The organism is Pontibacillus sp. HMF3514, assembly GCF_009858175.1.
GTDB lineage: Bacteria > Bacillota > Bacilli > Bacillales > BH030062 > Pontibacillus.
The window spans coordinates 427493-440264 of the sequence record NZ_CP047393.1 but is presented as its reverse complement, the minus strand read 5'-3'; the positions used below and the strand labels follow the sequence as shown (position 1 = coordinate 440264).

The 12772-nt window shown below is 38.2% G+C and carries 14 protein-coding genes and 2 riboswitches; all 14 genes read right to left on the bottom strand.

Annotation, left to right across the window (positions count from 1 at the left end; genetic code table 11):
• Nucleotides 1-66: 66 nt before the first annotated feature.
• On the bottom strand, nucleotides 67-861 hold the full coding sequence (locus GS400_RS02365; RefSeq protein ID WP_160098681.1) for an STAS domain-containing protein: 795 nt from the start codon (nucleotides 859-861) through the stop codon (nucleotides 67-69).
• Between the two features lie 161 nt (nucleotides 862-1022).
• Nucleotides 1023-2357 carry an NCS2 family permease gene (locus GS400_RS02360; protein ID WP_160098679.1) on the bottom strand — a complete coding sequence of 445 codons (1335 nt, stop codon included), beginning with the start codon at nucleotides 2355-2357 and terminating at the stop codon, nucleotides 1023-1025.
• Nucleotides 2358-2515: 158 nt separating this feature from the next.
• A riboswitch (purine riboswitch) is annotated at nucleotides 2516-2618 on the bottom strand.
• A gap of 85 nt (nucleotides 2619-2703) precedes the next feature.
• Entirely contained in the window at nucleotides 2704-4251 is a 1548-nt protein-coding gene (gene guaA, locus GS400_RS02355; RefSeq protein ID WP_160098677.1) for a glutamine-hydrolyzing GMP synthase, read from the bottom strand.
• 116 nt (nucleotides 4252-4367) lie between these two features.
• Nucleotides 4368-4469: riboswitch (purine riboswitch) on the bottom strand.
• A 28-nt stretch (nucleotides 4470-4497) separates the two neighbouring features.
• The gene (locus GS400_RS02350; protein ID WP_160098675.1) at nucleotides 4498-6705 is read right to left on the bottom strand and encodes a transglutaminase-like domain-containing protein; all 2208 of its coding nucleotides are present in this window, start codon (nucleotides 6703-6705) and stop codon (nucleotides 4498-4500) included.
• A complete protein-coding gene (locus GS400_RS02345; protein WP_160098673.1) occupies nucleotides 6705-7970 on the bottom strand; it encodes a DUF58 domain-containing protein in 1266 nt (421 codons plus the stop codon). The genes GS400_RS02350 and GS400_RS02345 overlap by 1 nt, the downstream gene beginning before the upstream one ends.
• 1 nt (nucleotide 7971) lies before the next feature.
• Complete coding sequence (locus tag GS400_RS02340) at nucleotides 7972-8931, bottom strand: AAA family ATPase (protein ID WP_160098671.1); 960 nt, start codon at nucleotides 8929-8931, stop codon at nucleotides 7972-7974.
• Nucleotides 8932-9180: 249 nt separating this feature from the next.
• Nucleotides 9181-9519: a YtxH domain-containing protein gene (locus GS400_RS02335; RefSeq protein WP_160098669.1), complete on the bottom strand. Its 339-nt coding sequence runs from the start codon at nucleotides 9517-9519 to the stop codon at nucleotides 9181-9183.
• Between the two features lie 142 nt (nucleotides 9520-9661).
• Nucleotides 9662-10027 (bottom strand): YtxH domain-containing protein, encoded by a 366-nt coding sequence (locus GS400_RS02330; protein ID WP_160098667.1) that lies wholly within the window; start codon nucleotides 10025-10027, stop codon nucleotides 9662-9664.
• A gap of 37 nt (nucleotides 10028-10064) precedes the next feature.
• Nucleotides 10065-10364: a gas vesicle protein gene (gene gvpJ, locus GS400_RS02325; RefSeq protein WP_160098665.1), complete on the bottom strand. Its 300-nt coding sequence runs from the start codon at nucleotides 10362-10364 to the stop codon at nucleotides 10065-10067.
• Between the two features lie 17 nt (nucleotides 10365-10381).
• Entirely contained in the window at nucleotides 10382-10681 is a 300-nt protein-coding gene (locus GS400_RS02320) for a gas vesicle protein K (RefSeq protein ID WP_160098663.1), read from the bottom strand.
• A complete protein-coding gene (gene gvpJ, locus GS400_RS02315; RefSeq protein WP_160098661.1) occupies nucleotides 10662-10922 on the bottom strand; it encodes a gas vesicle protein GvpJ in 261 nt (86 codons plus the stop codon). The genes GS400_RS02320 and gvpJ (GS400_RS02315) overlap by 20 nt, the downstream gene beginning before the upstream one ends.
• Nucleotides 10923-10937: 15 nt before the next feature.
• Nucleotides 10938-11741, bottom strand: coding sequence for a GvpL/GvpF family gas vesicle protein (locus GS400_RS02310; protein ID WP_160098659.1), 804 nt, complete (start codon nucleotides 11739-11741; stop codon nucleotides 10938-10940).
• Between the two features lie 17 nt (nucleotides 11742-11758).
• Nucleotides 11759-12010, bottom strand: a complete 252-nt coding sequence (locus GS400_RS02305) for a gas vesicle protein GvpG (RefSeq protein ID WP_160098657.1) — start codon at nucleotides 12008-12010, stop codon at nucleotides 11759-11761.
• Nucleotides 12007-12771: a GvpL/GvpF family gas vesicle protein gene (locus tag GS400_RS02300; protein ID WP_160098655.1), complete on the bottom strand. Its 765-nt coding sequence runs from the start codon at nucleotides 12769-12771 to the stop codon at nucleotides 12007-12009. Before GS400_RS02300 ends, GS400_RS02305 begins: the two co-directional genes overlap by 4 nt.
• Between the last annotated feature and the right edge of the window lies 1 nt (nucleotide 12772).

Below are 12772 nucleotides of genomic sequence, written 5' to 3'. Positions count from 1 at the left end.
AAAGCGCCCACCTTTATTTAAAAGGTAAGAGCGCTTTTGATTGTCTATCTATTATAACATTGTTTATTACTTAAAAACATGGGTTGAAAGAGCTTGTTGTAATGAGTTGTAGGTTTGGATTTCAGAGAAATTAATACCCAGGCTGACCATTGTATGAGCTACTTCAGGTCGAATACCTGCTAGAATCGCTTTCACACCAACCAATTCTAAGGAGTGGATAATATTATAGATACTATTTGCTACCATAGTATCTACAACCGCTACACCCGAAAGGTCAATTAGTAAGTAGCTCAATTGTCTTTTCGTTGCTTCCTTAAGAGTAGTATCCATTAAATAATATGCTCTATTTTCATCAACACTACCGATAATAGGCAATACCGCTACTCCATCATAAATGGGTACAACAGGCGCAGATAACTTCAAAAATTCTTCTTGCGCTTTATCTAATGTTTCTTTATAAGAATCAACGAATTCTGTACTAAAAGCATAGACAGCTTCATCTAAAAGAGGATCAATTATTCTAGCTACACGGAATACCGTATCTCGGCTGAAGTCCTCTTCTTTCATAATTCTCTCAATTGTATCCCAAAGTGTATCTCGGAATGCAGAGGTTTCTTTTAACGACTCATCTAACTTGCCACCATACTCTAAAGAAAGTTTTCCGATTCGTTTGCCCCACTCTGTTACATTTTCAACGGTTTCTTCTTTTCCATTTTTTAAACCATCAGCAAAAAGCTGATAAAGTTCTTCAAAAGCTTTAGTAGCTTCTTCGTTTTCTTCTTCACCTTTTACTTGTCTTGCTAATTCATGTTTTCTTTCTTCTATTATATTTGCTATCTTAAATAACTCTTGGTTTTTCAAGGGATCGTCACCTCTATCAAGATTATGAAATAACGTTTCTTAGGATAGTTCTACCATAATACTCTCACAACTCCTGTTAACAATCAAAAAATAATCTGCAATTTCTTAACAAAAAACACGAGCCCTTTAAAAAGCCCGTGCTGAGTCGTTCATTCTTTTCTTTAACCTAAGAAAACAAAATAGAGAACAAAAACAACAAACAAGAAATACATAACCGGATGAATTTCTTTTATCCTTCCTTTTACGATCATTGTTATTGGGTAAAAGATAAATCCGATCGCAATACCAGTAGCAATACTATACGTTAGAGGCATCGCAATAACCGTTAAGAAAGCAGGTACTGCAATCTCAAACTGATCCCAGTCAATATTTTTCAATGATGCAGACATTAGAACTCCAACAATAATCAAAGCTGGTGCAGTAACTTCTTGCGTTACAACACTTAATAATGGAGAGAAAATTAAAGCGAGCAAGAAGAACCCTGCCGTTACAACTGCTGTAAAACCAGTACGTCCTCCCGCTCCAACACCAGCAGAGGATTCAATATAAGATGTAGTGGTAGACGTCCCAAGAACTGAGCCTGCTACTGTTGCAGCTGAGTCAGCGAACAATGCACGACTAGCATTTGGGATTTTGTTATCTTTCACTAAACCTGCTTGCGTCGCAACGGCCACAAGTGTACCAGCAGTATCAAAAAAGTCCACAAACAAGAAAGTTAAAATAACAACAAGCATATCTAACGTTAACACTTCTGGTAAATGAACTATCGCCTCACCAAATGTAGGCGCCACACTAGGTACAGATCCTACAATTCCATTCAATCCTGATGGTGGGTCGATTAAACCTGTAATAATCCCTGCAATTGAAGTAAGAATCATCCCAAAGAAGATTCCGCCTTTTACGCCTGCTGCCAATAGAATAATAGATACAATCAGACCAAAAATAGCAAGCAATGTTGTTGATTCACCTAGAGGTCCAAGTTGTACAAGTGTATCTGGGTTACTTTTAATGATGCCAGAATTCTGAAAGCCTATAAACGCTATAAACAGACCAATACCAGCTCCAACTGCCATTTTTAAATTGGATGGTATTGCATTAATGATTTTTTCACGTATGCCGGATACCGTTAAAATAATGAAAATAAATCCTGAAACAAATACACCGGCTAACGCTACATCCCAATTAATTCCATACGAAAGAACAACCGTATAGGCAAAGAACGCATTTAACCCCATACCAGGCGCTAGAGCGATCGGATATTTTGCCAAGAGACCCATTATAAGTGAGCCAATGGCAGCCGCTATCGCTGTAGCAGTAAACACTGCACCTTTATCAATTCGTGAAACGCCTTCCGGTAGCTGCTCCACCCCATCAAGCGCCAAAACACTAGGATTCACAAACAGAATATAAGCCATTGATAAAAACGTTGTTAATCCAGCTATAAACTCAGTACGATAATTTGTACCTAATTCCTTAAACTTGAAGAAGTTCTTCATAATTTGATTCCTCCCTGATTCATGCCACCGATACATAAAAAAACACCCTTAGCATTAGCCAAGAGTGTTTTCTATCGAACCAGAGGGAATTACTAGACTAGTAAAAGCAAATCATACATATACGTTCCTTTTGTATATGATATACTCTCTTGTCTTTGATCATCTAGTAATTACCTCGTAGTCGGACCATTTACGGTAGTCCGGTAGAAACTCTTGGGCCTTATCCCCAATATTATACGATGGTGGTTGTATTCATTTATTTATATGACCATTTTACTAGCCATTTCGACAAGAGTCAACACTAAAAACGAACATTAATTGCATTAAAAAGGCAAAACATTCGCTTTTATTCCCATTCAATCGTTGAAGGTGGCTTACTCGTTACGTCATACACAATACGATTAACATGCTGAACTTCATTTACAATTCTGTTCGAAATCTTCTCAAGTACATCAAATGGAATACGCGCCCAATCAGATGTCATCCCATCTACTGAAGTTACCGCACGGATACCAACAGTATAATCATATGTTCTCGCATCTCCCATAACTCCTACACTACGGAAATCAGGTAATACAGTGAAGTACTGCCAAATGTCACGATCCAAACCAGCTTTTTTAATTTCGTCACGAAGAACGGCATCAGATTCACGCACGATCTCAAGTTTTTCTTCTGTAATCTCACCTAATACACGGATCGCAAGTCCAGGTCCAGGGAATGGTTGGCGCCAAACAATTTCATCAGGAACACCAAGCTCTGTACCTAGCGCTCTCACTTCATCTTTAAATAACGTATTTAACGGCTCAATTAACTTAAATTGCATGTTCTCTGGAAGACCGCCTACGTTGTGGTGAGATTTAATCGTTTGCGCTGTTTCTGTACCACTTTCGATAATGTCTGTATAAAGAGTTCCTTGAGCTAAAAAGTCAATATCCTTCAGTTTATCTGCTTCATCATCGAACACATATATAAATTCATTACCGATAATCTTACGCTTTTCTTCTGGGTCCGAAACGCCATGAAGTTTAGACATAAATCGTTCTTGAGCATCAACTTTAATAATATTCATATTAAAATCTCCACTGAATGTTTCCATGACACTATCCGCTTCATTTTTACGCAGTAACCCGTGATCCACAAAGATACATGTTAGTTGGTCGCCGATTGCTTTATGAATAAGTGCTGCAACTACAGAAGAATCAACACCACCACTTAAAGCACAAAGTACCTTTTGGTCACCCACTTGTTCTCGGACCTTTTCAACTTCTAACTCAACAAGGTTTTCCATTGTCCACTCTGCTTTGGATTCACAAATCTGAAAAACAAATTGTTTTAATAAATCATTACCGTACTCAGAGTGGCGCACTTCTGGGTGGAATTGAACGCCATACAATGATCTTTCTTGATGACTCATGGCTGCTACCGGACATGACTCATTCACAGCATCTACCGTGAACTCTTGAGGAGCTTCAATCACCTTGTCACTATGACTCATCCAAACAACTTGTTCTTTCGGAAGATTTCCAAATAGACGAGGAGATTCTTGAACATGAATGGTTGCTTTACCATATTCACGTTCATCTGCCTGTTGTACATTGCCACCAAAATGATGTGTCATCAATTGCATCCCATAACAAATACCTAAAATCGGTATATCGAGATCAAATATTTCTGGATCGCACCTGAAACTATTCTCCTCATACACACTGTTCGGACCACCTGAGAGGATAATACCTTTCGGGTTCATACGGCGAATGTCTTCCGCTGTCAATCTGTGAGAATGCAATTCACTATACACACCGAACTCACGAATTCGTCTTGTGATAAGCTGATTATACTGACTACCAAAGTCGAGTACAAGAATCATGTCATTTACCTGGCTCATGTATGTCATCTCCTTTATTAATGATTACTATTATAAATGCAAGATCGCTATAAAACTATTAAGAGGTTCAATAAAAAAGGGGACTTCTGCCCATAGAAGGCAGAAATCCCCTGTACACATATAACTCACACGGCTTCTGCCTTCATAGTCAGAGCATTATCGGTGCTCCGGTAGAGACTCTCGAACCGTATTATCGAGGATATATGAAGGTCTCTTATTAAGTTGCACTCATTCTATCAAGGCAGGTCATGAAGGTCAAGACAATGTCTTTTTAATTAAATTTTCCCACAATTCCCTAACCTTATCCCAAGGCTGTCCTTGGATATCGTTACGGTATAACAGACGCTCATAGTGATGGGTGAGAATCCCCATATCTCGAGATTGATAGAACGAATCAACTTCACGGGCGTACTCTCTCAAACTTTGTTGAGAAGAGCGAGCAATCTTCTCTTTCACATCTAACGATTTTAATAAAAAGAGATAAGCCGCTTCAAAATTTTCTTTATTTGGATTTCGATAGATACGCCACTTGTAGTAAACCATTTGAATATGGAATCGATAGAAGAATAGTAAACCAGCTAAAAGAATCACTCCAGCTATGATGCCAAGCAACACTTTTGCAGGAATCCATGTTTCTGATGAAGATAATCCGCCACCAGAATCACTAAATAGATCTTCTTGCATGGACTCTGGTTTTTGCATAGGATCCTGCATGGACTGATCAGGAAGGTTTGTCTCCTGATCCTGCTCTTCATTATCATCCGTTTCTTCGATGTACATGTCTGTAGGATTCGTAAAACCCTGAGTAGGCTCAAATGGAACCCAACCAACACCCGGGAAGTAAACCTCAGGCCAGGAGTGAGCATTTGAACTTTTCACATCAAACTTATTATACATTTCACCGTTGTATTCTACTTGTTGTGTTTCTGTTCCACCCGTAAACCCTTTTGCCCAACGAGCTGGGATACCAAGGCTTCTTAGCAATACAACCATGGAAGTTGAATAATTATCACAGTATCCACGTTTCGTCTCAAATAAGAATTTTGCTACATAATCTTCATTTTCTTCTGGAACTGGAATGTCCTGCGTATCGTATTCAAATCCATTTCGAGAAAAATAACCTTCAATAGCCTTAGCCTTATCATATCGGTTATCCTTCCCCTCAACGATCGTAGCTGCTAACTGACGAACCTGATCAGGTAAACTCTCAGGTAACTGTGTATATTGCTCTTCAATATTTTCAGGGTCCTGTGTAGATGCACTTCGTAGTTGCTTAAAAGAAAAAGTAGGTTGATTATAAGACAGACTGAAACGATCCAGTTTTATCGTTTCACCGTTTCTCTGTGGCAAAATCTCCCCAGTAGTTCGGTTCAATTCAAAGGATTCAGCCCTACTGCCTAGAACTTTTTGAATCCCATAAGGATAAACCAATTTTGAGAAAGATGCACGATCCTCCATAGCAACTATGGCATTCTTCTTCTCTGTTTTTACTTCATCTGAATAAGGAAGTACATTCACGAGGTTTTGACTTGGCACTTCTTGGAAGAATCCTTTGTCATCACGAACCCAGCCTTTACCTGTGTAAATTTCTTTCGTTTCAATACGCCAATAATGATCATCTTTGGCGATCGCCTGAAACACAAGAGAATCGTCTTGCACAAAAGATCCACCTAGACGCTCATCATTCGTACCATACCCAACCTTTTGAACACTTCCACCAGAACCACCACCAAATCCAGTAGCTGTAGACTTAATGAACGGAACTGGGTCTGGCCATTGAGAGACTTGCTTTGGCGCTGCGTATCCCACAATACTAGACGCTAACACAACTAGAATAAGAGGGATCACCCAAATATACGAAGCTTTTCTTTCCCTAAGATTAATCGATTCCTTCTCCATTTCCTTCACAAAGCTTGATACGCCCATAATCGTTAATGAGATCAGAAAAGTACGGATGATGGGAACCTTCGCCTCATATACCGTAAAAGTATCTAAAACCGTTAGGTAAATAATCGTTAAAATCACGAAAAAGCTAATCCGTTTTGCAACTACGAACCAATAATAAAGTAAGTAACTCATTAACCACAGAAGTAGTAAGAAGAGTAAACTGCGGAATAATGGGGTCATTTCCCACCACTGAAAATCCATAATCACATTTACGTTATATTGGATGTGTTCATAAAAAAAACCAAACCACTCTTTTGATAAAAAGCGTTGCGGCATATAAAGCCCATCTAAAATAAAGGCAAGACCCACTAATTTTAGCGGTGATGAGAAATACCACGGAAGCTGGATATATGATAAAAAGAAACAAAAGGCTGCATAGATGACAAAAATCGAAATATCAGATGTATCCGTTACTTCCTCCAATGGTCTAAGCCATTCCCAAAAAAGTAAAAAACCACATAGGTAGACAATTCCTCTAAAAAACATCTGTCGATTATCCTGTGAGGTATTCGTCATTATGTGTTCACCTCAAATTGTTGCTGTGTCATTTGTGACTCTGTCAAAACATTCACGACAACGCCACTTATCGTTAACTCTCGAAGCAGTTGTTCTTCAGGGCCAGTAATTCGTTCATGCGAATCAATTAGAAACAATACCACCCTGGCATTGTTTTGCTTTAGACGGATAACAGATGACTTTAAATGCACGGTTATCTTGCGTGTGACAAGCATGACAATTAAATTATTCGGCATCGATTGTTGTTGTCTTAATATCGCATCCGCAAAAGGCACTTTTCCATCAGGTTCAATGCGTGCTAAATGTTGATTCATGAAAATCTGCTGATCCGAATCTTTTGTAAACGGAAAATAACGAGGCTCTTTGCCTAATGATAGAAACGCCAATTGAGAAGACATACCTTTATAAGCATGAATTAACGATGCAGACAGTTCTACACACCCTTCAAAAGCAAGGCGCTTATCCTCATCACTTTCCTCTGCATCTAACACGAGCAGGATATCTGAGCTTTTCTGTTGTTCAAACTCTTTTGTCATAACAGCATTTTTCTTTGCCGTTGTTTTCCAATCAATCCAAGCGAATTTGTCACCTGGCATATATTCTCGAACACCTGTTACGACCGTTGTATCACGTTTGGCAGGAGAAAAAGAAGGTGCCGCCCCCTCTTCAAAACTGTTTACGCGTTTACTTATTTGCACTTTTCGGCGATGTGGATATACTAGGATGTTACTTGGGACAGTAAAATAAGCCTGTTTCTTAACAAAACCTAATAAGTCCCCTGTACGTACACGGATCGTATGAAAATGGTGCTCGCCTCTCGGAACCTGTGAAAATTCATATCGGAATTCAATATTTCTCTTAAACCAAGGAAAAGCAACGCTCTTCACTTTTTGTTTATTAGATAAAGCACTCGGGTTGCTCATGTATTGATAGGTTTCCGACCTACTCCCTTTTCTTTCTAAAGATTCCGGCACATATTCCTCAATGATACAGTAATACAAAGGGAAAGGAAGCTTTCTTCTGATAGTGAGATAGGCTGTTACGGAATCACCTGATTGTAATATCGATTTGGACATCGACCTTGTGATCTTCCATCTTGAAAGGGGATAAAAAATGATGCAGATCATGTAGAGGATAAATGGAAGCATGGCATAGAATAGAAACCAGCTCACAAAGCCTCCTTGAAACATGGCGTAGGCATAAAGAACGCCAAACAGTACACCAATGAATAACAGCTTTCCAATGAGTGATAAGTATTTCTTCATGTTATTTTTCCCTGCGTACAGGTATTGAAGTTTTCTCTAAGAGTTCTTGAATTAATCCTAAAGCTGTTACCCCTTCAAATTTTGCCTCTGACGTTAAAATAATACGGTGCGCTAACACGAACGGAGCTAAGTATTTAACATCATCCGGTAATACATAATCACGGTCATGTATGAACGCATACGCTTTAGCTGCTTTCATTAACGCAATCGAACCACGCGGGCTTACACCTAAGTATGTCGATTCATGATTTCTAGTCTTCGTCACAATATCGATGATATATCGCTGAACATTCTGATCGATATATACCTCATCAACCTGCTGTTGGCAGTCAATAAGGTCTTCCTGCGACATCACAGCTTCTAATGCATGAATAGGGTGGCTTCTAGATACATTGTTCAACATTTGCATTTCTTCTTTTTCTGTCGGGTAACCCATGCTTAGCTTTAATAGGAAACGATCAAGCTGTGCCTCTGGTAATGGGTACGTTCCTTCATATTCAATTGGGTTTTGCGTCGCCATAACAAAGAAAGGATTCTTCAAAGGAACCGTTAATCCATCTACCGTAATGCTTCCTTCTTCCATCCCCTCTAGTAACGAGGACTGGGTCTTAGGGGAGGTACGGTTAATTTCATCCGCTAAAACAATGTTCCCTAAAATGGGACCTGGTCGAAATTCAAATTCTAATTCTTTCGGATTATATATAGACACACCCGTTACATCTGAAGGAAGTAAATCTGGCGTGAATTGAATTCGCTTAAACTCAGAATCTACAGATTTAGACAACGCTTTTACAAGCATCGTCTTTCCTACTCCCGGAACGTCTTCAAGTAGTACATGCCCTCTGGCTAATAACGCCACGATACTAAGGGTTGTCACTTCGCTTTTTCCAATCATTACTTTTTGGATATTCTGAAACAAATCATGTAACTTTGAATTGTAGATAAACGTTTGCTGGGTCATTCGTTTCAATTCCTCCTAACACAACAATCCTTCTTCATTTTGTTGAAAAATTTTGTCTATTCTAACTATACTACAATAATAGGGGGAGGGCGCAATAGATTGCTTGTTAAATTTTATGTAAAAATTTCCTCCTAAACTTATAAAAAAAGAAGCATACTCACCGTAACCTTTACGTGGTGAGTATGCTTCTTTTTGCTTTAGGTGCCTGCTTTAAGCGGGTGGTGACAGGCCCCTAATTAAGGCACCCATTTACTTCTGTTCACTTACCGGAGGAGTTTCTTGATCTTCAGCAGGCAATGGATCTTGGACATCCTGCGTTTTTTTATATTCATTTTTTTCTTCGTTACTATCGCAAGGGTTTAAGAACTTCTTAGATTTTTCAGATGTACGATCCTTTAAATCTTTTCCTTTATCTAAGGCAACCTTAGATTGCTGTGATAGATCTTGTCTCAGTTCCTTACCACCTTTTGGAGCAAGAAGAAGGCTTGCTGTGGCTCCCACAACACTTCCAATAATGGTACCTGTTACGATCCCTCTTTTACTTGTCGCTTTTGTTTCCGGTGCTAAATTCTTTTGTTTAGTTGTCATGTTTATTTCTCCCTTCTATTATTACGTATAATTTTGCTTTATTTAAACAATATTTAAATGGTGATATTCTTTTCATTACCCTTTGATACGAGAGAGTAAAACTAGGTGAAAAGTTTAATTTAATAACAGGGGTGACAGACACCTATTTACGATCCTCTTCCTCTAAGTTTGCTGGTGGGACTTCGCTCAATTCAACTGGAAATGGATCATGATTCATGGTAGAAAGTTCATGTTCATTCGTTTCTTCTCCGGTAGTTTCATCTTTATTCTCACACGGATTCAGTAACTTTTTTGATTTCTCACTAGTACGATCCTTTAAATCCTTACTCTTATCTAATACAACCTTAGACTGTTGGGATAAATCTTTTCTAAGTTCTTTTCCACCTTTAGGTGCAAGAAGTAAGCTTGCTGTTGCACCTACAACACTCCCAATAATCGTTCCAGTTAAAACACCAGTTTTACTAATCGTTTTTGTAGTTTGGTTTACGCTTTCTTGTTGTTTTGTCATCTTTATTTCTCCCTTCAAATTAATACCTTTTAATTTGTTATTCCATTTTTTCTTCAAGCTGTTCGATGCGCTTCTTAAGTTGATTATTTTCCTCTTCTAGCTCTTTTTGATTTTGATTAGCTGCTTTGGAGCTTAAATAAGGATCAGTTTCCCACCAATCCATACCAATCTCTTTCGCCTTATCTACTGAAGCAATAATCAACCTTATTTTAATCGTCAATAATTCAACATCAGCTAAGTTAACTTTCACATCTCCAGCAATGACTACACCTTTATCTAAAACCGTTTCTAAAACATCTACGATACTGCTCGACTGAGTGGGGTGTTCAATACTCATTTGTGAATCCACTCCTTTTAAAGCAAATTACCCAAAGGACCCAGGTCAATATTTAAATCTTCATCTTCTAATTGGAAAATGTCTTTCAATTCATCCATCTTAACCTCTAAATTCATTAAAGCTACGCCAAGCTTTTCAATTTCTTCTTCTGAAAGAGTTCCGCCATCAACTCGCCGAATGGCATGACGTTCAACTAATTGCCTTAAAAGTTCAATTACTGTAAGGACTAGTTGCCCCAACCCTTGTTCTGCTTTATCTGGATCTAAGTTGATCCTACCGGATGTTGGAGGTTTCTGTTCAAGATCGCTCAGTGGCATACTCCAATTCCTCCTTCTCATGATCAAATTGCTTAGAAGATAGGTGATTAGCTATTGACTCATCGGACTGAACAAGTGTTTCTACTGCTGAGATCAAAACGCGCAGATCAAGGTAGACTAGATCTATATCTGCTATTGAAATAATGATATCTCCCTTAATGGCTACACCCTTATCAAGTACAGTATCCAAAATATCTATCAATGCAATATCTCGATTTTCAAAGTTTTCTCTATGGGACATAATATTTGCCTCTCTTTAAGATAGATTTGCAAAATGATAGGCAGGCCAAGGTCCTGTAGCTTCAATTTCCCATCCTTGTTGGGCTGATTCAGATTTTAATTCTGTAATTCTTTTCAACACATGGTCTATATTGTTCGTCGAGAATAGATAGGCACTATTCCAACACATATCTTCGGTTCTGCCTGTAACATCTTTATTCCAGTTTTTCTTTACTGTACTATTATGAGAATAGCTTTCCAGTTCTTGATGAAACTCAGAACAAAAGGCTTGTTGTTCTTTTTGAACTTCTTCATTAATGAGTTGCTCAAGCTTTCTCTTTTCTAGATACTGTCTTCCAGGAGACATTTGGGAAAGCTCCTCTTTTTTCGCCTCTATGTTGAAATTGTGAGCTTCTACTTGTTCTTTAAACTTAACCGAGTCACAATATATTTTAAGATTCCATTCCTCTTTATTTTCTAACGAGGATAATTGGTTCACCAAATTCTCATGTTGATTTTCGAGCATATGCTTTAAACTTGCTTCACTCGAATAAATCGTACAAAACTTCATTGGAATAACAGTAAAATGCTCTCTGATCGTAAGTAATACATTGTGATGATGATAAGCTTTATCTTGCACCCATTCCATTTGGTTGGTTTTTTCGTGAAGTTGATCCTCACCATATTCCTGATCATCTAGGTTGCAACCGACAGCTACGATTTCTCCAAACGGCAACAAGTACACGTCGTGTTTATCATCTAGCCCCTTAAGTGATGGCAATTGAGCTTCTTTCTTTTCATGTTGAGGGATGATTCCGTATAAATAGAAAAGCTTTGACATGTTTTCTTCCTCACTTTTTAGCGTTGGGTTAGGTCTTCCCATTGTTCCATTTCTCGTTTCTTGGCCATTTCGTATCTTGCTAGTAATTCACTTTCCTGTGCTTTGTAGACTTCTTCTGATACTTCTTCTAACTCATACATCATTTGAAGGTGAATGAGTTTTTTTTGAATTTGATCCAGGTCATATAATTCCTTATCCACTTCTTCTTTTACTTGCTCTCCAATTTTGACAACCAAATTTAAAGGGGAAGTGAACAGTTTATGAATCATGAAGTTTCCTCCACTTTCAGTTGAATATTAATAAAATTGTACGCGGGCCAAGGACCAGTGTATTTAAAATCTACTTTGTCTTTCCATTTTTCATGGAGCTCATTTACTTTTTCATCAAAATTCTTTTCTTGCTCACGATCAATTAAATAAGCTGCATTTAATAACATTTTCTCTCCAATTGGTTCGTTCAATTGTGAGGACTCAGCCATTACAGTTAATGCATCATGAATGTCTGATTGGACATCCTGTTGTATCGTCTTAAAAAACTTCTGAGCCATTTCTCCAAGCTGGATCCGATCATAAAAACCGGCATTTTTTGATTTTTCTTGTACTGTTTGTTTCTTATCCTGAACTTGTGGATTTTTATGAATTTCTTCTTCTAACCATTCCTTTTTTCCAACAACCTTCAATCCGACTTCTATCTTTCCTTTCACCTTAGGAAAGAGTTGACTAAATTGGGGATAAAGATTTTCAAGTAGCTTTAAAACGTCATCATTCGTTTGAAAAACATTCCCAAAGCTTATCGGAATTACTGTATCCTCTTTTTCCATCACAGAAGAAATGACTTGTTGGTGCATCATTAAGTTTTCTTTATTCGGATGATAGATCTTCATCGGAACTTCAGTAGCAACCATGGCTGCATCATTGTAATGTATGGTGAAAATGGAACGTTCCTCTCCTTCAAAATGAATCGTTCCAAAATGGTTATCATGGTTGTTCTGAATCCCGCAAAATATATAGATTCCTGTTTCTTCGCTCATT